Origin of the sequence: Maribacter sp. X9 (genome assembly GCF_048537565.1) — a bacterium.
GTDB lineage: Bacteria > Bacteroidota > Bacteroidia > Flavobacteriales > Flavobacteriaceae > Maribacter.
Genome location: NZ_CP183215.1, coordinates 3,925,263 through 3,950,038, shown reverse-complemented (window position 1 = coordinate 3,950,038; position 24,776 = coordinate 3,925,263). Strand labels below are relative to the sequence as shown.

Genomic DNA, 24,776 nt, shown 5'->3' with positions numbered 1-24,776 from the left:
TTTATTCTTGAAAAGCAATGTACATAGAAGTTTGTGGAACGTTTACCGTACCCGATACCGTTTTACTCCCTGAAAATGCAAAGGTATCACCAATAACGGCTTCTTGCCAATTTCCATCCAATTTATAGGGTACAGGTTTTTTGGAGGCGTTGTAAATGACCAAGATGGTTTTCCAGGCATCTCCATTTGCATTGTTCGAAATCGTATAAGAGATGAGTTGATTGGCCGCTTTCTTAAAATGAAGATTGGTGTTTACTTCTTCTGCTGTGCCCATACGAAAAGCGGGATGTGCTTTTCTAAGGGCAATCAGGTTTTTATAATATTCGAATACTTTTAAATGCTCCACTTTCCAATTCCAATCCATTTGGTTGATGCTATCAGGAAGGTTATAGGAATTGTGCTCCCCATTTTTAGTTCTAAGCATTTCAGAACCGGCATGAAGAAAAGGTGTTCCTTGTGAAGTAAGTACGATGGCATTTGCCAGTTTGTCCATGGCGATAAGTTCGTCCATACTAGCATCCGGACGGGATAGCTTCAGTTTGTCAAATAGGGTGTGGTTATCGTGGCAGGACACATAGTTGATCGATTGCCAAGGCTCATGGGTCCATGTGGCATCCGAATAATTTACCAAATCATAATTGACCTGCGGATGTTGTATGGCCCCGACAATGCCGAACTTTACGGATTCGGACTTGTTTTTGGCACCGCTCACAAATCCGGTACTGGAATCTTCGAAAACGGAACCTTTTAATCCGTCACGCAGATCATCGTTAAAGGCGGCTATTTTTGGTAGTTGCCGCATGTGTTTTTTCAAGGCTCGCTGTTCTTCAGGTAGTGGAGAGTCCTTGGCGGTCCACCCTTCTCCGTAAATCAGTACATCCGGATTTATTCTTTTTAGCTCTTCGGATATCAGGTTCATGGTAGGGATGTCGTGAATACCCATTAGGTCGAATCGAAATCCGTCAACATGATATTCTTCCATCCAATATTTGACAGATTCCAACATGAACTTTCGCATCATGGCCCTTTCAGATGCCGTTTCATTACTGCAAGCCGAAGCATCTGAATAACTGCCATCTTCCCAATGACGGTAGTAATACCCGGGTACTTCTTGGTTAAAATGGGATTCTTCCGTTCGCCCCGTATGGTTATAGGCCACATCCAGAATCACTCCAATTCCATTATCGTGGAAGGATTTTACCATGAGTTTGAATTCCTTGATCCTTACCGCTGCATGATAAGGGTCGGAAGAAAATGAACCTTCCGGCACATTGTAATTTTTTGGATCATAGCCCCAATTGAATTGGGGTCGCTCTAATTGGGTCTCATCGATGGAATAGTGGTCAAAAGTGGGTAAAAGATGCACATGTGTAATACCCAACTCTTTTAAATGGTCAATACCGGTAGCCACGTTTTGCGGACCTTTGGTTGCTGTCTCGATCAAGCCAAGGTAGGTTCCCGGACGGGATGATCCGGACTCTGGGTGAATGCTCATATCGCGTATGTGCAGTTCATAGATAATCGCTTCGTTTGCATAGTTTAGTTGAGGTCCCTCGTCATTTACCCAATCGGTCGGGTTGGTAGAATCCATATCCAAAACCATGGCCCTATGTCCGTTCACGCCAACCGCTTTGGCATAGATGCCTGGTGTTTCCGCCAACCAACAATCTCCAATCTGAACTTGATAGGTATAATAGATACCCTTTAAATCGCCGGAAAGGTTTAGTTTCCAAACCCCATCAGTGGTTTTTTCTAGGGGATAGGAGGCTATCATAGATGAATCCGTGCCATTTTCAAAAAGCTTGAGGAGTACTTTGTCCGCCTTAGGCGACCATAGTTTAAAACTGGAGGCTTCTGGACTATAGGTGGGCCATAGGTTCTCGTTTACGGGCGTTGGATAAGCATCAAAATCTTGAATTTTCTTTGGTTGGCTACACGAATTAAACAGCATGGATATCAAGATAATTAGGAGATTGTGCTTCACAGGTACCAGAGGTACAAGCCATTGAACTTCAATATAAGGAACTTTGTTCAAGGAGTGATTAAAGGTAAAAGGATTCTGGATTGAAATTATATCGAGAGGGTATAAAATGAAAAAACTCCGGTAATCAGCCGGAGTTTATTCATCAATCAAAAAACGAACAGTCATGATAAACTGTTGTTACTGTTAAAATTACAACTAATATGCCAAATTTCCAATTTAAGGAATCTTTAACGTGTAATTTTTATAGCTTAAATCCAATAGATTTTAGCCTAAATACGTTTTTAGAATTTTACTTCTAGAGGTGTGCTTTAAACGTCTAATCGCTTTTTCCTTAATTTGACGAACACGCTCCCTAGTCAGGTCAAACGTTTCTCCAATTTCTTCTAAGGTCATCGAATGCTGACCTGCAAGACCAAAATACAAACGAATGACATCCGCCTCTCTTGGAGTTAGAGTTTCTAATGCTCTTTCAATTTCTGTACGAAGTGATTCGTGTAACAATTCTCGATCTGGATTTGGGGATTCACCACTACGAAGTACATCGTAAAGGTTGGAATCCTCACCGTCAATTAATGGGGCATCCATAGATACGTGACGGCCAGAGTTTTTAAGGGATTGTTTTACGTCATCAACGGTCATATCCAATTCCTTGGCTATCTCTTCTGGAGAAGGCATTCTTTCATGCGCTTGCTCTAGGAAGGCGAAGGTTTTGTTGATCTTGTTGATCGAACCAATTTTGTTCAATGGCAAACGAACGATACGTGATTGTTCTGCCAAAGCCTGTAATATAGATTGACGGATCCACCATACGGCGTAAGAGATAAATTTGAATCCCCGCGTTTCGTCAAAACGCTGTGCAGCTTTGATCAGACCAAGGTTGCCCTCGTTGATCAAATCCGGTAAGGTTAATCCTTGGTTTTGGTACTGCTTCGCTACGGATACCACGAATCTGAGGTTGGCCTTTGTTAGTTTTTCAAGAGCGATCTGGTCGCCTGCCTTGATGCGTTGTGCCAACTCTACTTCTTCATCAGCGGTAATCAAGTCCACTTTTCCAATTTCTTGTAAGTACTTGTCCAAAGATGCGGTCTCCCTGTTGGTGACCTGTTTTGTAATCTTAAGCTGTCTCATTAAAATAAATTAAGTTCAGTTTGCATAGACTGCATATACTTATACGTAAAAATCTTCCGAATGTTACAATAGCCTCAAAAAAAATTCATTTTTCCGCCAAACGGCATAAAAAAAGCCCCGACAATGAAAGTCGGGGCTTTTGTGTATTACTTACAAAGAAAATTAATCCCTTCTTGGTTTTCTATCACGGTCACGGTTACGATCGTTTCCACGACGGTCATCCCTACGCTTGTCATCACGTGGTGGTCTTTCTACAAAACCTTCAGGTTTCGGTAAAATGGCTTTGCGTGAAACTTTCTCTTTTCTTGTTCTTGGATCAAGACCAAAGTATTTCACTTCAAATACATCACCCATGTTCACCACATCGGATACATTTTCAGTGCGTTCCCAGGCCAATTCTGAAACGTGAAGCAATACTTCGTTGCCAGGGGCGTCCAAATATTCAACAACAGCACCAAAATCCAACATTTTAATGACCTTTACTTGATACGTCTTACCTACTTCAGGTTTGAACATCAAAGAATCGATTTTCGTCAGTACGGCATCAATTCCATTTTGATCTGTACCAAGTATTTCAACAATACCTTCTTCCGTTACCGGATCTTCGTTGATTACAATAGTAGTTCCTGTTTCTTTCTGTAATTCCTGAATAACTTTTCCTCCAGGTCCAATAAGGGCGCCAATGAATTCATTAGGAATTCTTCGCGTAATCATTTTTGGAGAATGTGGCTTCACATCTGCATTCGGGGCAGCTATGGTATCCGTCAATTTCTCGAGGATATGTAAACGACCTTCTCTAGCTTGTTTTAGTGCATTAACTAAAATTTCATAAGACAATCCCTTTACCTTAATATCCATTTGACATGCGGTAATACCATCGGCAGTACCAGTTACCTTGAAATCCATATCGCCCAAGTGATCTTCATCACCAAGAATATCTGAAAGCACGGCATATTTGCCGGATTCCGTATCGGTAATCAATCCCATGGCAATACCGGAAACCGGTTTTTTCAATTGAACACCAGCATCCATCAAAGCCATTGTACCGGAACAAACGGTAGCCATAGAGGAAGAGCCGTTAGATTCCAATACTTCAGAAACCACACGTACGGTGTACGGACAATCGGCAGGTACCATTCCTTTTAAGGCACGTTGTGCCAAGTTACCGTGCCCCACTTCTCTACGAGAGGTGCCACGAATTGGTCTTGCCTCTCCGGTTGAAAAAGGAGGGAAGTTATAATGTAAATAGAAACGCTCTTCACCTTCTTGGGAAGGCATATCAATTTGATTTGCGTCCCTAGAAGTTCCTAAGGTTACAGTTGCTAAAGCCTGCGTTTCTCCACGAGTAAAGATAGCGGACCCGTGTGTGGAAGGTAAGTAATCCACCTCACACCAGATAGGTCTAATTTCATTGGTCTTACGACCATCCAAACGCAATCCTTCATTCAACGTAAGGTCACGAACGGCAGCTTTTTCAGCTTTATAGTAATATTTAGAAACCATTCCACCATAGTCGTCCAATTCCTCTTCAGAAAAAGTGGCTTTGATTTCTTCTTTGATTTTGTCAAAAGAAGCACTTCTTTCATGTTTGGCAGACCCGGCTTTGGCTACTGCGTACACCTTGTCATAGGCCATGTCATGAATTTTCTTGGCCAATTCGGCATCTTCTCTTTCTGGCTCGTATTCACGAACTTCTTTTTTGCCAAAGGCTTCGGCCAGTCGTAATTGCGCGGCACATTGTACTTTGATCGCCTCATGTGCGAATTTGATGGCTTCCGTCATTTCCTCTTCGGAAATTTCGTCCATCTCACCTTCTACCATCATTACAGAATCGGCAGAAGCTCCAATGACCATATCGATATCACATTCTGCCAATTGGGCAAAAGAAGGATTAATGATGAATTCACCGTTCAAACGACCTACCCTTACTTCGGAAATCGCACACTCAAATGGAAAATCGGATAATTGAATAGCGGCAGAGGCAGCCAAACCGGCCATGGCATCTGGCATTACGTTCTCGTCATGAGACATTAGTTGAATCATCACCTGGGTTTCAGCGTGATAATCCTTTGGGAAAAGAGGACGTAAAACACGATCCACTAAACGCATCGTCAATACTTCACCATCACTAGGTCTCGCTTCTCTTTTAAAGAACCCTCCCGGGTAACGACCAGCGGCCGCAAATTTTTCACGGTAATCTACCGTAAGTGGAAGAAAGTCCACATCGCTTTGTTTGTAATTGGAAACTACTGTACATAATAACATACATTTTCCTGATTGGACAACTACAGAACCGTGTGCCTGTTTTGCCAATTTTCCGGTTTCGATAGAAATTTCCCTACCGTCACCAAGGTCTATGACCTCTTTGAATACTTTTGGAATCATAAAATTTGATTAAAATCTGAATCTTTTCAGATTTGTTAAACAATGGTCTTTCCGACGTAATCTCTCTGGTCGGAGTTGTTGTGTTGTTGTGTTGACCAATGAAAAACCGTGTGTAGCTTTTTGTGTTCGCCTTTGCCAAAATTTGGCCGAAACTCCTAAGGCAGGAGGTACTTAAAAAAAGGGGATAGTTTTGCTATCCCCTTTAAAATTTATTTTCTAATACCTAGCTCTTTAATTAGCTCTCTGTATTTTACAATGTCATTTTTGATCATATAATCCAAAAGACTTCTTCTTTTACCTACTAATTTCACCAAAGAACGCTCGGTATTGTAGTCTTTGTGGTTTTTTTTCAAGTGGCCGGTCAAGTGATTGATACGGTGTGTGAATAAGGCAATCTGGCCTTCGGTAGAACCTGTGTTCTCCGCTTTTCCGCCGTATTTCTTAAAGATATCGGCTTTTACTTCTTTGGTTAAATACATTCCAATATTATTTTAAATGATTTTTATGTATATGATCGATTTTCGATCAGGGCGCAAAAATAGTTATTTTTTTCGATACTGGCCCAATCTGAACTCAATTAAATCAAGTTTCTATTTTTCGGTTCTGATCGGGTTATTTTGAATAAGGTCTATGTACAGATTTACTTTTTTCTTTAAATCCTTCCTATGGGATATAAAATCCAAAAATCCATGCTCTAATAAAAATTCAGAGGATTGAAAGCCTTCAGGTAATTCCTTTCCTGTGGTATCTTTTACGATACGCGGACCTGCAAAACCTATAAGTGCTCCCGGCTCGGCAATGTTTATATCACCTAACATTGCATAGGATGCGGTGGTGCCACCAGTTGTTGGATCGGTACAAAGCGAGATATAAGGAAGACCTGCTTCTGATAATTGCGCCAGTTTAGCAGATGTTTTTGCCAGTTGCATTAAAGACAGAGCGGCTTCCATCATACGGGCTCCACCGGACTTTGAAATCATCATAAATGGCGTTTTCTTTTTGATGGCATAGTCTATACCGCGAGCAATTTTCTCGCCTACCACACTGCCCATAGAACCACCGATAAATTTGAAGTCCATACAGCAAATGACTATATCCTTGCCTATAGATTTTCCAAACCCTGTTCGTACGGCATCGGTAAGTCCGGTTTTCTTCTGCGCAGCTTTTAAACGTTCTACGTACTTTTTGGTGTCCTCAAATTTTAGGGGGTCTTTTGAGCTCAGTTTGGCATCTAACTCCGTAAACTTATTGTTGTCAAAAAGGATTTCAAAATACTCTTTGCTTCCTATTCTTACATGATAATCATCTTCTGGGCTAACATAAAAATTTTTGGCTAAATCTTCAGATTCCACAATTTTGCCTGTGGGAGACTTGTACCATAGGCCTTTAGGCGTATCCTTTTTTTCTTCGGTCGAAGTCTGTATACCTTTTTCTTTCCTTTTGAACCAAGCAGTCATATGATCGTCCATTTTAAATTTTGGATAGCGCTTTTTTATAGCGTATTCACGTTGTTCAAATCTTCAAAGGCCTTTTTCAAACGCTCTACGAAAGTAACTTCTCCACTTCTTAACCAGACTCTTGGGTCGTAGAATTTTTTGTTAGGCTCATCGGTACCTTTAGGGTTGCCAATTTGAGACTGTAAATATTCTTTGTTATCCTGAATATAATCCCTTACACCAGCAAGAAAGGCATATTGTAAATCGGTATCAATATTCATTTTGATAACTCCGTAGCTAATCCCTTCCCTGATTTCTTCGACTGAAGATCCTGAACCACCATGAAAAACAAAATCGATATGGTTGTGCTCTACATTGTATTTTTCTGAAATATACTCTTGTGAGTTTTTAAGGATTTTTGGGGTCAACTTCACGTTACCAGGCTTGTAAACGCCATGAACGTTACCAAAGGCTGCAGCGATGGTGAATCTTGGACTTACCTTAGAAAGCTCCTCATAGGCATACGCAACTTCTTCTGGTTGTGTATATAATTTTGAATCGTCAACATCTGAATTATCAACACCATCCTCTTCACCACCGGTAATGCCCAATTCTATTTCTAGGGTCATTTCCATTTTGCTCATTCTTTCCAAATATCCTTTGCAGATTTCAATATTCTCTTCCAATGGCTCTTCAGAAAGATCTATCATATGCGAGCTGAAAAGTGATTTTCCCGTTTCGGCATAATGTTTTTCACTGGCGTCCAATAATCCATCGATCCAAGGCAATAATTTCTTGGCACAATGATCGGTGTGCAATATGACCGTAGCACCATAAGCTTCTGCTAATTGATGTACGTGTTTTGCGCCGGCAACCGCGCCTAATATAGCAGCTTTTTGACCTTCGTTAGAAAGTCCTTTACCTGCGTTGAATTGAGCTCCTCCATTAGAAAATTGGATTATTACAGGGGCATTCAATGTTGCGGCAGTTTCTAGAACACCATTAATTGTGTCAGAGCCTATAACATTTACCGCAGGTAATGCGAATCCTTTTTCTTTTGCATAATTGAAAATTGCTTGAACTTCATCTCCGGTTGCTACGCCCGGTTTAATATTGTGAGCCATAATTTTGGTCTGTTTAGTTTCTAAAAATGAATAACAAAAGTAATAAAACAATTATATTTAGAAGGGATAGTTGATGCCAATTTGTAAAACGGAGTTAGCAAAATTATAATCCCTAAACCATCTTTTGGATTGTACTTCTGCTGGATTGTAGGTTTTGAAGCCTAAATCTAGCCTGAAAAGGAAGTAGGTGAAATCATAACGCAATCCAACACCCGTACCCAGTGCAATGTCTTTTAAAGATGCTAGGCCATCAAAGGTAGCTTTCGGGTCCTCCACATTATCAAAGACATTCCATATATTACCTGCATCGGCGAAAATCGCCCCATTAATATCTCCCACAATCGGAAATCTATATTCCAAGTTAAGGGCCAATTTTAGATTGGCTTCATTAAAGTCGTTTACTGCGGACACACTTCCGGGTCCTAAAGAGTAAGGAAACCATGCGCGGTTATCGTTTGAGCCACCAGCAAAATAACTACGTACAAACGGTATATTGTCAGAATTTCCATAAGGTATGGCAATGCCGAAAAATGCCCGTGCCGCTAAAATGTTGGACCGGGATAGGTCCCAGTATTTTACGTATTCAAATTCGTTTTTAAGGTACTGGGAAAATTGCACCCCGAACACTAATAGGTCGTTCTGATCATTTTTATTGAAGGGTATAAAAGATGAAAAAGCAGAAAGAAGGTTGCCGGCACTTTCTAATTTCCATCTGAATTGATAAAAACTATTATCGATAATACCTTGACGGTTGGTTTTATTAAAGGTATAGTTGGTTGCGAAAATGAGATTATTCTCCGTCAATCGCTTTCGTCTTTCCTCTAATCTAGAGACATCGTTGTAGTCTGTGGTAGAGGTAGCCACCGTTCTATCTTGAACGGCCTTGATAAAACCCGTTGTTCCAGAGGGAATGATTAGCTTTGGATTGTTTGGGTCGGACTCATTTTCAAAAAAGGATGATAGGGCCGGGTCTGTTTGATAATTGTCCGCAATATCGTCCAATCGTTCGAACGTATTTTGGTATACGTTGAAAAAACGGTTGCTATTTACATTACGTACAAATTGGATGTTCAGCAATTCTACATTGTGTTTTGTGAAATCGCTAGGAACCCAGTTATAACCGTAAACGGCGTTTAAGGTCTGTTTGTCTAGCCCTATATTGTTCTGAAAGCTTGTACCTATTGCTATTCTTGTCTTGGGTAGGGTGTAGTTGGGTATTATTTTAGAGGTATTGATGAAGGGAAACCAAATTCTTGGGAAATCTAAGGTGATATCTCCGCCAAATTCAGAAAAATAATTCGCTTCAAAGGTGGAGTTGCTTAGAAGCCCGTAGGTGCCGTCTATAGATATGCTTAGATTTTCTGCCCCTTTGAATATGTTTCTAATTAATAGCGATGTTCCCAGTCCTACCCCTATTTTACGTAAATTAGAGCGGCTTACTTCAAAATTGGTCCCTAATGAGTATTTAGATTTTGGAGCTAGGTAAATGTTAGTGTTTACTCTGTTGCCAATGCTGTCCGGCTCAAAAATAATATTCGGGTATTTAAAAATATTAAGTGCGTTTAACTGCCTTGAAGTTCTTATTTTATCGACATCCCTATAAATACTGTCTTTTTTAAAAAATATGGCGTTCGCCAAAGTTTTAGGATTGATATCGAAATTTTTGGAATAGTGAACCGTATAGTCGCCGTATTGCAAGGTTCTTAGGGAGTCTTGAGTAGTTGACAAGTAATCGGTGTAAATATTGATATTATTTATTTTTTCAACTTTATAGGCGGACGTGGTAACTTCATTTTCGCCCCTGGTTTTTAGATCGCCTATTGTAAGGGTGATGTTCATTTTTTGGTCATCGGCAGACTTTGTCGTGTCTCTGACAATATCAAAAGTAATGGAGCTTTCCTGAAAATTTCTGATGCCTTGATTTCTGAAAATACTTGTTAGGCGTTCTCGCTCTCCGTTGAATTTAGAAAGGTCAAATTGCTCTCCTTCCTTTACTAAGGACTTTTCGGAATTAAGGAAATAAAGGGAGTCAATGGCCGTAGAGGAAATATCGTTTCCAAGGGAGTCTATAATATAAGGTGGTCCTAAATCAATTTTATAATTGATCCTTGCTTTTCTTTTATGTTTGGAGGTGTCTATTTCGTAAGCAGTATTATTTGTAAAATAACCTTTGCCCTGATAATATGCACTAAGTCTGGCCAAACTAAGTCTTGTTCTGGTAGTATCTAAGATTACAGGTGCTTCACCAATATCTTTTAACCATTCACTAAGGCCTTTCACCAGAAAAGACTCCCCTAAACGTCTCACTTGCTTCGCTGATAGCAATTTCGTTAATCTTTTTTTTCGGTTTTCTTTTCTATAGAGCCAGGCGTTGAATGATGAGTCTGGATTTTCCTTGGCTAAATTGTATAGGTTGAGTCGCAATGGATAGCCCAACACGGTGGTATTCGGTTTTTGATAGATCAGACTTTCAAGTTCTTCGTTGTTGATTTTTATAGAATCTGCATAAATAGTGTTTTTTACCACCAAATATTCATCGTCCTCAACCTTTTTTAGAGCGTTACAGGATAGCAAGACTATTGCCAGAAGGGATAATAAGCTTATTTTCGCCATGTTGTTTTTGGAGCAAAGTGCCATCCTCATAAAAATCAAAAATACATCATTTGTATGGTTGTCAAAAGTGAATTGAAACTTATCAAAAGTCTACAACAAAAAAAGTACCGAAATGAACACGGACTATTTGTTGTTGAAGGTAAAAAGACATTGGAAGAGGTTCTGGGCTCTAAAATAAAGCCCTATAAATTATTTGCACTTGATCCTAAAAGTGTCACTCAAAAAAGTATTCAGACCGTTCAAATTTCCAGTAGGGAGTTAAGTCAAATAAGTAGTCTAAAAAATCCTAACGGCTATTTGGGTGTTTTTTATATTCCGACATCAAAAGCGCAAACTACTTCTGATTGGATTTTAGTGGTAGATGGGATTCAAGATCCTGGCAATTTAGGGACAATAATCCGCTTGTGTGATTGGTTTGGGGTCAGGGATATCATCTGTTCACTAGATACCGTAGACTGTTATAACCCAAAGGTGCTTCAGGCAACTATGGGTTCAATAGCCCGCGTAAATATAAAATATACCCCTTTAAAGGAGTTTTTGAAAAAAACGCAACTACCAATTTATGGTACTTTTATGGACGGTGAGAATATTAATACCTCAAAACTACCTAAAAAAGGCATTGTAATTATGGGGAATGAAGGAAAGGGAATTTCAAGAGCTGTTGCTCAACAGTGTACACATAAGTTGACCATTCCACAATCTGGAGAGAGTACTACAGAAAGTTTAAATGTGGCCTCTGCCGCCGCAATTTTACTACATGAAATTAGAAGGTGAGGGGGATATTGAAATAGTAGTGCAAAAAGCAAATTCATTTCAGGCATAGGTAAAAAAACATAATTTTACTAGCCCCTAACCACTATTTCTATTCAAAAGTGAAATTGATGAAAATGCCCCTTGTTTTCATAGATTCAATATTTCCGGTCCAAGGACTATTTGGATCCTTATCGGGTACTAATTCATCCGTTAGGGCAAAAACTCCTCGAATAGAAGGGGTGAACTTGAAATATTGAAGATAAAAGTCAATGCCAAAACCAAGTTCGTAGTTATAGACCCACTTCTTCATTCTAAATGTACCTGAACGATTATCGTCTAAACTGGCTTCGTTGCTTCCAAGGTTAAGGCTTCTTGAGCCACCACCAATTACAAAGGGTTTCCAATTCCCGAGTCTTTTTGCGCTAACCTTCAATAAAATCGGAAAATTGATGTAAGTCGATTTCACTTCTCTCAAAACTTCACTGTCCTTGTTAATAAGTGGAGAGGGGAAACCAAGTAATCTTGAGCCATAATGAAGTCCAGGTTCAAAACGTAAATCTAAAAACTGGTTGATGCGCATTTCACCTATAAGACCAACATTGAAACCAAAAGATTTAGCAACTAAAATAGTGGTAAGATCTTTTCCAGAAGCGTCGTATCCTAAATCTTCTTTGTATTTGAATTTAAAGTCGTATTGGTTGAAACCCAGGAAGTAACCCCAATTGAGGAATTTTTTATCCTCGTTTTGTTTGTTCAGTACGGGGTTTTCGTTGAATTGGGCATTTAAAGAGGCTGTCGTCAACAATAGCAATAGGCTTATAAAAAACCAGTTCTTCATATATCCATGTTTGCGATTCTAGGACATCTTTTAGATTGTTCTTTAGATTCTAGCAATAAATAACTAGGAATCTTTCTTTTTTGCAACATAAATAGATGCCACCCCAAATGTTTGAGGTTTGTTCGTTACATCTATAAACCCAATTTCACGTAAAATATTGTTGAAGTTTTTACCATGTGGAAAAACCGATGCAGATTCGCTTAAATAGCCATAGGCGGCGTTATCTTTTGAAAATAGCTTACCTATGAGCGGAAGAATATTTTTGGTGTAAAACCTATATCCTTGTTTGTAAGGTGTATTGGTGGGTACTGAAGTTTCTAATACTACCAAGGTTCCGTTTGGTTTTAAAACACGCAATATTTCGGCTAATCCTATTTCAAGCGTTTCAAAATTCCGTACACCAAAAGAAACGGTTACTGCATCAAAGGAATTCGTATCAAAAGAAAGATTTTCACTGTCACCAACGACCATTTCTATGGTGGTATCTAAATTTCGGGCACTGACTTTTTCTTTACCGACAGCTAGCATACCGGGTGAAATATCAAGACCTACTATTTTCTTTGCTCCCGTTTTCACCATGGCAATGGCCAAATCTCCTGTTCCGGTAGCAATATCAAGAATCGATTCAGGATTTTCTTTTTTAAGTAGATCAACTACTTTTTTGCGCCATTTCACATCAATGCCAAATGATATTACACGATTTAGACCGTCATAGTTTTTAGAAATAGTATCGAACATTTTTGTGACCTGTTCTTTTTTTCCAAGACGCGAATCTTTATAAGGTGTAACTTTTTGGGACATTTTTTCTTTTTCTGGCAAAGATACAATATAGGTAATGCTTATTTCTAATTAAAAGTAATAGGTAATATGTTGAAGGGTTAAAAGACTGAAAATAAATGATAAACTAATAAAATTATGTAATTTTGACCCAAAATAATTGCTATGCTTATCAGAATTATTTTGAATTGACAGACACCGATTCAAAGTAAAACTTCTTTTAATTTTCTGATGGTGAGCGGTCTAAAAAAGTAAATGAAAATTATAATTGCAGGTGCCGGTGAAGTAGGGTTTCATTTGGCAAAATTACTATCCTATGAATCTCAAGATATTACTTTAATCGATAGTAATAAGGAAAGTCTTGCCTATGCAGACAACCATTTGGACATACGGGTCTTAAAAGGTGACGCTACCTCTATTGCATTATTGATAGATGCCCAAGTTCAGGATTCTGACTTAGTGATTGGAGTGACTTCATCCGAAACGACAAATATAACTTTGTGTATGTTGGCCAAGCAGTTGGGCTGCAAACGTACGATTGCCCGAATTTCGAATACAGAATTTATACATAATAAGGATTTAGTGAAATTCTCAGATTTAGGAATTGATGAATTGATATCTCCAGAAGCACTGGCTGCCACCGAAATTCAATTGCTGCTCAACAAATCGGCTTTCAATGATACCTATGAATTCGAGGAAGGAGAGCTAATTATGGTCGGCGTTTCCCTATTGAAATCAGCTCCTTTTGTAGGGAAAATGGTGAAGGAAGCTGCTAAAATATTTCCAGAATTACACTTTATGCCCATTGCCTTACAACGTATGGGTACTCAATATACGGTAATACCAAGAGGAGATACCTTGTTCAAAGAAGGCGACCAGGTTTATTTCATTACCGTAAAAGAAGGCGTTGATGAACTTTATAAGCTTACAGGAAAAAAGAAGGCCGAAATAAAGAATGTGATGATATTGGGCGGTAGTAAGGTGGGGTATAAAACCGCTAGAGATCTTTGTGCCAATAAATTCAATGTAAAACTTATAGAAAAGAACAAGGAGAAAGCTTTTGACTTGGCCGATGAATTGCCTAATGCTCTGGTGATTAATGGCGATGGTAGAAACGTTGAATTATTGGAGGAAGAAAGTCTAGAATCGATGGATGCCTTTATTGCGGTAACGGGTAATTCTGAGACAAATATCATGTCGTGTTTGGTTGCAAAGTCAAAGTTTATCAAAAAAACGATTGCCTTGGTTGAGAACATGGATTATTTTCAGCTCTCCCATTCCATTGGTATAGATACCTTGATCAATAAAAAGCTTTTGGCCGCGAATAATATTTTCAGACATATTAGAAAAGGGGAGGTCGTTGCCTTAATGCGCTTGAATAATTTGAATGCCGAAATTTTAGAATTTATCGTAAAAAAGAATTCTAAAGTTACGGGAGCGATAATCCGTGAATTGGATTTTCCTAAAGCTGCCACTATTGGCGGTGTGGTGCGTGATGGTGTTGGATACATTGCTTTAGGGGGATTTGAAATTAAGGAAGGTGACCGGGTAGTGGTATGTTGCCTGCCCTCTGAGATTCCGAAAATCGAACGAATGTTCCTTTAAGATGCGGCTTAACTCAAAAATTATATTTCATTTAATGGGTCTTTTGCTCCTTTGTAACGGGGGCTTCATGCTGTTGGCTGCGGTTATAAGTGGTGTTTACCGAGATGGGGCGACATTGAGTATAACATTGGCATCTATTACGACAATGTTCGTAGGTGTTTTTGCGATGTTTTATACGAGGGACCATAAAAAGGAGGTAAAGCAGAAAGAAGGTTATATCATTGTAACTTTTGGTTGGATTGTGATGTCCATATCGGGAATGTTACCTTATTTGTTTTCAGGAGCCATACCAGATATCACCAATGCGTTTTTTGAAACGGTTTCGGGGTACACTACCACAGGTTCCTCCATCATGGACGATATTGAAATCATGCCAGAAGGAATTCTATTTTGGAGAAGCCTTACGCATTGGATCGGCGGTATGGGGATTATTGTTTTGGCCATTGCTATTTTACCGCTATTGGGAATAGGGGGGATGCAACTATTCTCGGCTGAAGCTCCTGGTCCGAGTTCCGATAAATTACACCCAAGAATTACAGACACGGCCAAACGACTTTGGCTGATTTATTTCGGGTATACCGTCGCTGAAACCATACTTTTGAAAATTGCGGGGATGTCTTTTTTTGATGCGATAAACCATGCCATGGCAACGCTCTCTACAGGTGGTTTTTCTACTAAAAACGCCAGTGTTGCACACTGGAACGATCAGCCCTTGGTTCAGTATATCATTATCTTTTTTATGTTTCTCGCTGGAAGCAATTTTGTGCTCAGCTATTATGCTTTTAAAGGTCGTTTCCAAAAAGTGATCAAAGATGAAGAGTTTAAATACTATGCCGGGTTTATAATCATTTTCACTATAATTGTTTCCTTGGTAGTTTATTTTAAGGCGAATATTACCGACTTGACCCCGGGGTATCCAATGGTGCTTGGAAAAGGTGAAAGTTCTTTTCGGCATGCACTTTTCCAAATAATTTCGGTCATTACAACAACCGGATTCGTAAGTGCTGATTTTACCCAATGGACCCCCTTTCTAACTGTATTCTTTTTTGGACTTTTCTTTCTAGGAGGTTCAGCGGGTTCAACTGCGGGGGGTATTAAGGTTATGCGACATTTGTTGATTATCAAAAACGGGTTATTGGAATTTAAGAGGACGTTGCATGCCAATGCCATTATTCCGGTGCGGTATAACAATAAGACGGTTAAGGAAAAAATCGTATATAATATTATCGGGTTCTTTGTGCTCTATATGTTGTTGTTTATCATTGGGGCGCTAGTACTAGGTTCTTTAGGATTGGATTTTGAATCTGCCGTTGGTGGGGCAGCATCTTCACTTGGCAATGTTGGTCCGGCATTGGGAAGTTTGAACCCTGTCAGTAATTTTAATAGTCTGCCGGTTTTGGCCAAATGGTGGTGCGGATTTTTAATGTTGGCAGGAAGGCTGGAATTGTTCACGGTATTGATTTTATTGACGCCATATTTTTGGAAAAGAACATAATTTAATTGACGGTTAAAATGAAAGAAGCCCTTTGAAAACTAAATTTCAAAGGGCTTTTTTATGCGTTGTAGTTTTACTTTATTTAAGGGCTTCCTTGATTCTTGAAAGTGCTTCCGTGATTTCCTTTACCGATGCGGCATAGGAAATACGGATACAGTCTCCGTTGCCAAACGCATCACCCGTAACGGTCGCTACATTGGCGGCCTCCAATAAATACATCGAAAAATCAGATGCGTTATTAATTTTAGTACCGTTCAGTGTTTTGCCGAAATATGCAGTAACATCTGGATACACATAAAAAGCACCTTCGGGCTCGTTACATTTGAAGCCGTCTATTTCATTCAATAATGCTAGAATAAGTTTTCTTCGTTCCTTGAATTCATCGACCATGAATTTTATACGATCAGGCGATTCTTCCAAGGCAGTGATTACAGCACGTTGGGCGATGCAATTAGCTCCGCTGGTCACTTGACCTTGTAATTTGTTGGTCGCTCGTGCTATGTAAGCTGGTGCGCCTATGTAGCCAATTCTCCATCCGGTCATGGCAAAAGCTTTTGCGACACCATTCACGGTAACCGTGCGGTCATACATATCGTCGAAAGCTGCCATAGAGGCATGTTCGGTAACGCCGTAATTGATATGTTCATAGATTTCATCACTTACAACGATGATATTCGGATATTTTTTAAGGACATCGGCAAGGGCTCGCAATTCTTCTTTGCTATAAATGGAACCACTTGGGTTACAAGGAGAACTGTACCATAGCATTCTTGTTTTAGGGGTAATCGCTGCCTCCAATTGGGCAGGTGTCATCTTAAAATCGTTCTCCAAGGTGGTTGCTACCTCTACGGGAACACCGTCTGCTAATTTAACAATATCACTATAACTTACCCAGTAGGGGCATGGTAAAATAACCTCGTCACCTTTGTTAAGTATGACTTGGGCCACATTGTATAAGGACTGCTTTGCTCCAGTGGAAACAACGATTTGTGATGGCTCATAGCTGATGTTATTATCCCGTTTGAATTTAGTGATAATCGCCTTTTTCAATTCCACATAACCATCTACTGGAGTGTAGGCATTGTAATCATCTTTAATGGCTTGTATCGCTGCCTCTTTAATATAATCAGGCGTGTTAAAGTCTGGCTCTCCCAAACTTAAACCGATAATATCTTTTCCTAATGCTCTTAATTCACGGGCCTTTGCGGCCATTTCTAATGTAGCGGACGGCGTAACACTATTTATCCTATCCGAAAGTTGATTGCTCATAGGTGCTGTAATTTCTAGTACTGTAATGTAGGCTCTTTGCCTAATTCCTTTAAATGTTTGAAGTGCGAAATTATAGCTTTTCTAGTAGTTTTATACTCGTGATACGGCAAATTAAATTCCTGTGCCGTTTGTTTCACAATTTTCGAAATTTTTGTGTAATGCACATGGCTGATATTAGGGAAAATATGATGTTCCACTTGGTGGTTCAACCCACCCGTAAACCAATTTACAACCTTGTTTTTTGTGCCAAAATTAACGGTCGTGAATAGTTGGTGAATCGCCCAGGTATTTTTCATGGTTCCAGATTCATCGGGTAGTGGGGTATCGGCATCGTTAACGATGTGTGCCAATTGAAATACGACACTTAAGATTACACCGGCTACATAATGCATTAAAAAGAATCCGATCAAAATTTTCCACCATGCAATATCTAAAATGAGCATGGGTAATACGATCCAAATGGTGAGGTACAATATTTTCGTGATGATCAAGGTGCTCCAATTCATGGTAGCGCTTGGTAATTTTCCGTAAGATAGTTTACGCTTCATATACCGGTACATTTGTTGAAAATCTGTGGTAATTGCCCAATTAAAGGTAAGTAGTCCGTAAAGCAGAACCGAATAAAAGTGCTGAAATCTGTGGTGTTTCTTCCATTCGGCATGTTTGGAAAAACGTAGGATACGCCCTGCTTCCATATCTTCATCGTGCTCATGGATGTTGGTATAGGTATGGTGCAGCACATTATGTTGAACCTGCCAGTTATATACGTTGCCAGCTAAAATATAAATACTGCTACCCATAATTTTATTGACCCATTTTTTATGGGAATATGCGCCATGGTTGCCATCGTGCATTACGTTCATACCTACCCCGGCCATACCAATGCCCATGACAATTGTCAGAAGAACATTTGCCCAATTTGGTAAACCTAGGGTCAGTATTAAAAAATAAGGTGCTAGAAATAAGGTGAACATCACAATGGTCTTCACATGTAGTTTCCAATTGCCTGTTTTCTTTAATTGATTGTTCTTGAAATATTCATTAACCCTTCCATTCAAAGTTTTGAAGAACTTTGCGGAATCCGTTCTTGAAAATCGTACGGTTTTTTGTTCCATATTGTGGTAATCTTTACTTAATATAACGTAATTGAAACGCCAATAGTTTGATAGCTTAATTAAAAACGAAATCTTTGCAAAAGTGAATTTACAAATTTTATATAATTTCAAAGATACGCATGACTGCTGAAACCATATTTGAATATTTTCCCAATTTATCCGAAAATCAGAAAAAACAATTTAGCAAGCTCGAAGAGCTCTATAAGGATTGGAACCAAAAAATAAATGTGGTTTCCCGAAAGGATATAGAAGAGATTTATCTACGTCATGTACTGCACTCGTTAGCAATAGGGAAGTTTATCGATTTTAAAGATGGTGCTAATATTGTTGATGTAGGAACGGGAGGTGGTTTTCCAGGAATTCCGTTAGCGATTTTATTTCCGCATGTCAATTTCACCTTGGTAGATTCTATAGGTAAAAAAATAAAGGTAGTCGATGAAGTGGTCGATGGGCTTGAACTAACGAATGTAAAAACAGTTAATGCCCGCGTAGAGGAAATACCAGGACAATTCGATTTTATCGTAAGTAGGGCTGTGGCTGCCATGCCGACCTTTGTTTATTGGGTCAAGGGGAAGATAAAAAAGGAATCGGTTCACGAAAGACGAAACGGGATACTCTACTTAAAAGGGGGTGATCTACAAGAGGAATTGAAAGACTATAAGACGGCCGAAATTTTTGAGCTTACCGATTACTTCAAAGAGGATTTTTTTGAGACCAAGAAATTGGTATACCTACCGCTTAAATACAAAGGATAAAATTAAGGGACGAAATGTTGTGTCTTTAAAGACTAAGAGATCGATAATAAGCCTGCTTATATTTTTTTGCAAACTCTTTTAGGGCGTTCCAAAAGTGAATGTGTATACAGGCCATATGAAGCTTCAGTACTTGGATATTCATAAGTAATTAATTTAAAGTGAGTTACAAAGGTGGTAAAATTACTTTTAATTTACAATTAGTTAACGTTAAATTTACATTGAATATTGTGTTAAATTGATTTTAAATTTTGATTCTCCCATATTGAAAAGCCCTTAACCTGTTTTGGTTAAGGGCTTTAAAAGAGATGTTTAGGTGGTTTATTTACTCCATGGAGGGACTACGCCATTAGATCGAGCATAAGCAATTAATTGGCCTTTGTGCTCTCCGTTGTGTTCCATAATTGCTAGAAGTCCTCCTAATTTATTCATTTTCATAAATCCGAAATCTACTTCTTCGTTTAAATCTCCGTCGTCAACCATGGTAATTTTGTCAAGAACGAATTCGTTAGATTTTTTAAGGGCCGAAATAATATTTTCTTTTCCGGTGATTTTGCCTATCGCCATCACATCAACATCTTCTGGCGGGGCAAAACCCAATTTAGAGGCTAGAAAGTAATTTGCCCCAGCAACATGGAGTAGGGCTTCCCCAACGGAATTCACTCCTTCAGAAGGTCGCCAATCGTATTTGTCTTCTGGAAAAGCTTCTGCAAGCTGAATTACCTGTGATTGATTCCCTGTTAACACCGCTTTAATAGTAGTTTGTGCTAATTCTTCCTGTGCGTGCAGAACGCATCCGGATAAAATGATTACCGCAAGTAGTAACTTTTTCATAATTAGTGTTTTAAGGTGGAATTAAATTTAGAAATTTATTGTGATAAACCTCATTTTTATTTAAAAAATAATCAAAAAAAAAGGCTGAATCTAAATTCAGCCTTTTAAAGTTGTTTATCCTAAAAAAGGATATCTATAATCCGTAGGCGTTACAAATGTTTCCTTAATTAGCCTTGGCGAAACCCAACGCAATAGGTTTTGGGCAGATCCAGCCTTATCATTGGTTCCTGAAGCCCGTGCACCACCAAAAGGTTGTTGACCGACCACGGCTCCCGTAGGCTTATCATTGATATAGAAGTTACCTGCGCAATTCTGAAGAGCTTTAGTCGCTTCGTCAATAGCATATCTATCCTTGGCTAAAACAGCTCCTGTTAACGCGTATTCAGAAGTGCTGTCCACTAATTCCAGGGTTTTGCTCCAATCGGTATCTTCATAAACATATATGGTCACTACAGGTCCGAAAAGTTCGGTCTCCATCGTAGTGTATTTAGGATCTGTTGTTACGATTACGGTAGGTTCTACGAAATATCCTTTAGATTTATCATAACCGCCTCCTGCATAAATTTCCGCATTTTTATCTTCCTTGGCCTGGTCGATATATTTTACCAGTTTGTCAAAGGAACCTTCGTGAATTACTGCGGTGATGAAATTTGACATATCCTCAGGTGATCCAGGTTTGTTGAACGAAGCAATGTCTTGTTTAACGTATTCTAAAATCTCCTTTGAGGTAGATTTTGGTAAATATACTCTTGATGCAGCACTGCATTTTTGACCTTGAAATTCAAAAGCACCCCTTGAAATAGCTGTGGCTACTTGTTTCGTATTTGCGGTGGGATGCGCCAGAATGAAATCTTTACCCCCTGTTTCACCTACTATTTTCGGATAGGTTTTATAGGTGTGGATATTATTTCCTATTTGTTTCCATAATTCCTTGAACACGTGGGTGGACCCAGTAAAATGGATTCCCGCAAAATCAGCACTGGCCAAAACTGTATCGGTAATCATAACCGGATCTCCATAAACTACGTTGATAACACCATCGGGTAAACCGGCTTCTTTGAATATATCTACAATAACTTTTGCAGAAAATATTTGGCTGTCACTTGGTTTCCAAATCACAACATTGCCCATCATGGCTGCACTTGCCGGAAGGTTTCCTGCAATGGCGGTAAAGTTGAATGGAGTTACTGCATATACAAATCCTTCTAAAGGTCTATATTCAACTCGGTTCCAAATACCTTCTGCGGAGTCAGGTTGTTCTTCATAAATTTGAGACATGTATTCCACATTGAAACGCAAGAAATCAATTAATTCACAAGCGGCATCTATTTCAGCCTGATGAATATTTTTAGATTGTGCGATCATCGTGGCCGCATTGATTTTTGCTCTATAGGGCCCTGCAATAAGTTCGGCGGCTTTTAAGAAGATGGCCGCACGTTGTTCCCAAGTTAAGTTGGCCCACGCGGTCCTAGATTCCAAACAGTTGTCGATCGCCGATTGTACGTTGCCTTTATCGGCAACATGATAAGTACCTACGATATGCTTGTGGTCATGGGGGGGTGACATGGGTTTGGTGTTCCCGGTACGTACTTCCTTTGAACCTATGTACATAGGAATATCTATCTCGTTGTTGAAATATGCTTTGTATTGTTCCAGAACGGCCTCTCTTTCCGAGGAGCCAGGTGCATAACTTTTTATTGGTTCGTTAAATGCTGTTGGAACTTGAAAAAAACCTTTACCCATTGTCAAAATTTTAAATTAAAAAGTTGACCAAAGGTACTAAAAGGGGATTGGACTTAAAACAAATGGAGAATTAAATGGGATTAGTTCAAAGCAAAGGGAGCACTAAATTTAAATGTGGGAATATAAACCCTGAATTTATCGGAGTTGCTAAAATTGACCATATTGTAGAAACCTTTCATGGCCCCGATGGGTGACGTTAAAAGACATCCTGAGTTATAGGTATGCGAATCTCCTGGTTGTATTACGGGCTTTTTTCCTATAACGCCTTCGCCATCTAAGGTTTCCATGTCGTTAAGGGAGTCATAAATTTTCCAATGACGGGAAGTTAACTGAACGGCATCCTTACTTTGGTTCTCTATCGTTATGGTATAGCCGAACGCATAATGCATCTTATAGTTTTTAAAGAAAGTTCCTTCAAAACTGGTTTGTACCGAAATCTTTATGCCTTTAGTAACCTGTGTTATCATCATCTTTTTAATAGGTAAATACGCTTGCAGCGATTACTATGATTATTCCTATACATCCTAAAATAAAAAAAATAGTGTTTAGGAAAACATATTTTATAATGGTTTTAACTCTTCCTTGTTGGTAGAAATTTCTCATTGCCTTATAAAGATAGAATGCGAAAATTAAAAGAAATAATCCATCAGTTTCTATATTGAATATGGCATTGACCAAATAGCTAACAATGAGCAAGATAAACAATAGCGATTGATTGTGAAAGCTAAAGATCAAATGATCGGTATAAGTATATTTTTTTCTGATATATACCAGCCAAATGAACATCGAAAAGAAGGGTAGGAAGAAAAAAGTGGCAAAGGGTAATTTTGCTAGAATGGTACTGATGAAAGTTCCCGGTCGTTTTTCGATTTCAACCAAACTATGTGCAAGCCTATAGGTGATTTTATTTTCACTAATCTGGGGAATTCCATATTTAGCAACACTGGTTTCGAAATTATAAGCAGTGTCTTTTTTAATGACCGTTTTGAAAAATTCAAGTTTACTGCCATAGCGCTCAAAAAAACCATTTCCTTTGATCTTTTGAAAATATTTCTTTGGATTAGAAAGTATGGACGAATCTCTTTCGCTTAGTCGATTTCCAATGAACTCGTTAAATTTTATGGAGTCTAATGCCGCTAATGCTTCCTTTCTTTCGCTTTCATTTTCAAACTCTATTTTATTCAGTTCGTTTTTAATGTTAAAAGCGGTGGCTTGATTCTCCGAGCCAAATTTATTCCATGTGTCGAACTCGCTGTTGTATTCCATCATTAAAAAGTAGATAATGGCCAGGCTCAAAAGAAAACGGAACGGATTGGTGTAGGATAGACGTTTACCTGAAATGTAAGCTTTGGTGATTTTTCCAGGTTTTAATAGTAAAGCGGCCAAAGTTTGGAATAGCTTAGAGTCATAAGAGAACACGTTTGAGAAGAATTCTTCAAAGAAGTCCCTTATGGTTAATTTTTTTATGCTATTGGCTTGGGAGCAATTTGGGCAATATTTATCACTTAAATCTAAAGGGTGGCCACAGTTAAGGCACTTTACCCCTCGGTATTGTAGACCGTATCGGCCGGTGGTTTTAATGGTCGGTCTGTTTTCCATAAGCTATGAAAAACGTAAAGATACACTTAGTTGGTAATATTTCGTGAATTTGCGGATCCCACTCCTATAATACTGTCGTACATATCGCCGAAGTTGCGATAATAGACCAAGATAAGGTAGTTGTTTTCTGTGAAATGGAAATTACCTCCAACGGCATTTAATTTTATGGTATCACCGTCTTTTAGAACATACTTGTAGTTGTAAAAGCCTTGTTTCATTTTCAAGGTTGCTTCCATCATACCATTTTTCTCGTTATAGGTCATTTTATTATCGTCCGAAAGAGCATAATTATTGAACTTCCCAAAAATGTAAACATCGTCTAAGGCTATGAATTCGGTATAGGGAAGGCTAAAATGAACATTCGTATACTCAGCTTCCCTTGAAGCATTGTCCCCTTGCAATGTTCTGATGACAAAATCACCATTGATATCAGGGAAATAGGTATAAGGCTTATCGTTTCTGAAATCATCGGCAAATAGATAATGATTGTAAAGGTCCGTTAGCTCAATGCTTGAAATCTGAGAGGTCGGTGCTCTGAGGTCACTGGTATCGAATAGGAGGAATTCATTTCCTCCAAAAAAGGAGGTTTCCTTATCGTATTTATAGACAAGTTCGTCTCCCAAGGTATATTGTGGGGCAATATTGTAAAGGGCGGTAGGCCAATAGTAATTTTGAAGAATAGCTACTTTTACCTCTTTCTTTGGGTTGATCAGTCTTAGGTTGGGCGACTTTATCTTGAATTGAACTACTTGTTTTTCATTTAGAAAATTAAAATCCCTAGAACGTTTAATGGAGGCACTCACATTTACCAGATCGTTATAAACTATGAAGCGGCGTGAAAATTGTAGCTCATAACTGCTATTGTAAACCTCAATAAGATAATTTCCGCTTACTTTAAGTCGAACGTTGTCATTGGGCAAAGACAATTGGTAGTTGGAATATGTTTCTAAAGTGGTGTAGCTATTGGCATAGTTTGTAATACGTTGGTTGTCTATTCCATCTAAATATTGTGATTTTAATAAGGAGGATTTGTTCCAGTCATAATCACAATGGGTTATTTTGTAATAATAGTCTTGTTCGTTGGCTAAAAGATCATCAAATTCCAAGTAAATAGGTTCTCCGATTTTGATTACGGGAAACTGGTCCTGGGTTGGGCCCTTGAAAATAATGGATTTTATATGTTCAGGTGGATTGATCTCTTCTTGTACCTGTGCCGCTAGGTTTTGCAGCAAAAAAAGGCATATGAAATGTTTAATGAAAATACGCATTAGGTAGCTTTTTTTTGGGTAAAGGTAAACAAAAACGATGCCTGAAAAATATACCTCG

The 24,776-nt window shown here is 38.9% G+C and carries 20 protein-coding genes; 4 read left to right on the top strand and 16 right to left on the bottom strand.

All coding sequences use genetic code 11. The annotated features are described in order from the left end of the window. Position 1 precedes the first annotated feature (1 nt). From pulA to ACNR9Q_RS16840, 7 genes are all read right to left on the bottom strand, one after another. A complete protein-coding gene (pulA, locus tag ACNR9Q_RS16870; RefSeq protein WP_419212391.1) occupies positions 2 to 1,951 on the bottom strand; it encodes a type I pullulanase in 1,950 nt (649 codons plus the stop codon). Between the two features lie 297 nt (positions 1,952 to 2,248). Next, positions 2,249 to 3,112, bottom strand: a complete 864-nt coding sequence (locus ACNR9Q_RS16865; RefSeq protein ID WP_058106041.1) for a sigma-70 family RNA polymerase sigma factor — start codon at positions 3,110 to 3,112, stop codon at positions 2,249 to 2,251. A 162-nt stretch (positions 3,113 to 3,274) separates the two neighbouring features. Continuing rightward, the gene (locus tag ACNR9Q_RS16860; protein ID WP_419212390.1) at positions 3,275 to 5,497 is read right to left on the bottom strand and encodes a polyribonucleotide nucleotidyltransferase; all 2,223 of its coding nucleotides are present in this window, start codon (positions 5,495 to 5,497) and stop codon (positions 3,275 to 3,277) included. 209 nt (positions 5,498 to 5,706) lie between these two features. After that, positions 5,707 to 5,976, bottom strand: a complete 270-nt coding sequence (gene rpsO / locus ACNR9Q_RS16855; protein WP_419212389.1) for a 30S ribosomal protein S15 — start codon at positions 5,974 to 5,976, stop codon at positions 5,707 to 5,709. Positions 5,977 to 6,087: 111 nt separating this feature from the next. Beyond that, positions 6,088 to 6,954 carry an acetyl-CoA carboxylase, carboxyltransferase subunit beta gene (gene accD / locus ACNR9Q_RS16850; protein ID WP_419214297.1) on the bottom strand — a complete coding sequence of 289 codons (867 nt, stop codon included), beginning with the start codon at positions 6,952 to 6,954 and terminating at the stop codon, positions 6,088 to 6,090. A 35-nt stretch (positions 6,955 to 6,989) separates the two neighbouring features. Next, complete coding sequence (gene fbaA / locus ACNR9Q_RS16845; protein WP_419212388.1) at positions 6,990 to 8,057, bottom strand: class II fructose-bisphosphate aldolase; 1,068 nt, start codon at positions 8,055 to 8,057, stop codon at positions 6,990 to 6,992. A gap of 57 nt (positions 8,058 to 8,114) precedes the next feature. Next, positions 8,115 to 10,670 carry a BamA/TamA family outer membrane protein gene (locus ACNR9Q_RS16840; RefSeq protein WP_419212387.1) on the bottom strand — a complete coding sequence of 852 codons (2,556 nt, stop codon included), beginning with the start codon at positions 10,668 to 10,670 and terminating at the stop codon, positions 8,115 to 8,117. A gap of 54 nt (positions 10,671 to 10,724) precedes the next feature. Between ACNR9Q_RS16840 and ACNR9Q_RS16835 the strand changes: the two genes are divergently transcribed. Beyond that, positions 10,725 to 11,444 (top strand): TrmH family RNA methyltransferase, encoded by a 720-nt coding sequence (locus ACNR9Q_RS16835; protein ID WP_419212386.1) that lies wholly within the window; start codon positions 10,725 to 10,727, stop codon positions 11,442 to 11,444. A gap of 88 nt (positions 11,445 to 11,532) precedes the next feature. Here ACNR9Q_RS16835 and ACNR9Q_RS16830 read toward each other — a convergent pair whose 3' ends face one another. Together ACNR9Q_RS16830 and ubiE are read right to left on the bottom strand one after the other, a co-directional pair. Beyond that, the gene (locus tag ACNR9Q_RS16830; RefSeq protein WP_419212385.1) at positions 11,533 to 12,261 is read right to left on the bottom strand and encodes a porin family protein; all 729 of its coding nucleotides are present in this window, start codon (positions 12,259 to 12,261) and stop codon (positions 11,533 to 11,535) included. A gap of 63 nt (positions 12,262 to 12,324) precedes the next feature. After that, positions 12,325 to 13,062, bottom strand: a complete 738-nt coding sequence (gene ubiE, locus ACNR9Q_RS16825; RefSeq protein WP_419212384.1) for a bifunctional demethylmenaquinone methyltransferase/2-methoxy-6-polyprenyl-1,4-benzoquinol methylase UbiE — start codon at positions 13,060 to 13,062, stop codon at positions 12,325 to 12,327. Between the two features lie 231 nt (positions 13,063 to 13,293). Between ubiE and trkA the strand changes: the two genes are divergently transcribed. Both trkA and ACNR9Q_RS16815 read left to right on the top strand, forming a co-directional pair. Beyond that, a complete protein-coding gene (trkA, locus tag ACNR9Q_RS16820; protein ID WP_419212383.1) occupies positions 13,294 to 14,643 on the top strand; it encodes a Trk system potassium transporter TrkA in 1,350 nt (449 codons plus the stop codon). Position 14,644: 1 nt separating this feature from the next. Beyond that, positions 14,645 to 16,138, top strand: coding sequence for a TrkH family potassium uptake protein (locus tag ACNR9Q_RS16815; protein WP_419212382.1), 1,494 nt, complete (start codon positions 14,645 to 14,647; stop codon positions 16,136 to 16,138). A 78-nt stretch (positions 16,139 to 16,216) separates the two neighbouring features. On the opposite strand, the gene ACNR9Q_RS16810 is transcribed toward ACNR9Q_RS16815, so the two are convergent. Beyond that, entirely contained in the window at positions 16,217 to 17,407 is a 1,191-nt protein-coding gene (locus tag ACNR9Q_RS16810) for a pyridoxal phosphate-dependent aminotransferase (RefSeq protein WP_419212381.1), read from the bottom strand. Positions 17,408 to 17,421: 14 nt separating this feature from the next. Next, entirely contained in the window at positions 17,422 to 18,522 is a 1,101-nt protein-coding gene (locus tag ACNR9Q_RS16805; RefSeq protein ID WP_419212380.1) for a fatty acid desaturase family protein, read from the bottom strand. 119 nt (positions 18,523 to 18,641) lie between these two features. On the opposite strand from ACNR9Q_RS16805, the gene rsmG reads away from it, so the two are divergent. Continuing rightward, positions 18,642 to 19,277, top strand: a complete 636-nt coding sequence (gene rsmG, locus ACNR9Q_RS16800; RefSeq protein ID WP_419212379.1) for a 16S rRNA (guanine(527)-N(7))-methyltransferase RsmG — start codon at positions 18,642 to 18,644, stop codon at positions 19,275 to 19,277. Between the two features lie 318 nt (positions 19,278 to 19,595). Here the strand turns inward: rsmG and ACNR9Q_RS16795 are convergent, their stop codons facing one another. From ACNR9Q_RS16795 to ACNR9Q_RS16775, 5 genes are all read right to left on the bottom strand, one after another. After that, positions 19,596 to 20,108, bottom strand: a complete 513-nt coding sequence (locus tag ACNR9Q_RS16795) for a DinB family protein (protein ID WP_419212378.1) — start codon at positions 20,106 to 20,108, stop codon at positions 19,596 to 19,598. A gap of 114 nt (positions 20,109 to 20,222) precedes the next feature. Continuing rightward, on the bottom strand, positions 20,223 to 21,851 hold the full coding sequence (gene pruA / locus ACNR9Q_RS16790; RefSeq protein ID WP_419212377.1) for an L-glutamate gamma-semialdehyde dehydrogenase: 1,629 nt from the start codon (positions 21,849 to 21,851) through the stop codon (positions 20,223 to 20,225). Positions 21,852 to 21,931: 80 nt separating this feature from the next. Further along, the gene (apaG, locus tag ACNR9Q_RS16785) at positions 21,932 to 22,318 is read right to left on the bottom strand and encodes a Co2+/Mg2+ efflux protein ApaG (RefSeq protein ID WP_419214296.1); all 387 of its coding nucleotides are present in this window, start codon (positions 22,316 to 22,318) and stop codon (positions 21,932 to 21,934) included. 7 nt (positions 22,319 to 22,325) lie between these two features. Further along, on the bottom strand, positions 22,326 to 23,450 hold the full coding sequence (locus ACNR9Q_RS16780; protein WP_419212376.1) for a DUF3667 domain-containing protein: 1,125 nt from the start codon (positions 23,448 to 23,450) through the stop codon (positions 22,326 to 22,328). Between the two features lie 26 nt (positions 23,451 to 23,476). Continuing rightward, a complete protein-coding gene (locus ACNR9Q_RS16775; RefSeq protein WP_419212375.1) occupies positions 23,477 to 24,718 on the bottom strand; it encodes a DUF5103 domain-containing protein in 1,242 nt (413 codons plus the stop codon). Between the last annotated feature and the right edge of the window lie 58 nt (positions 24,719 to 24,776).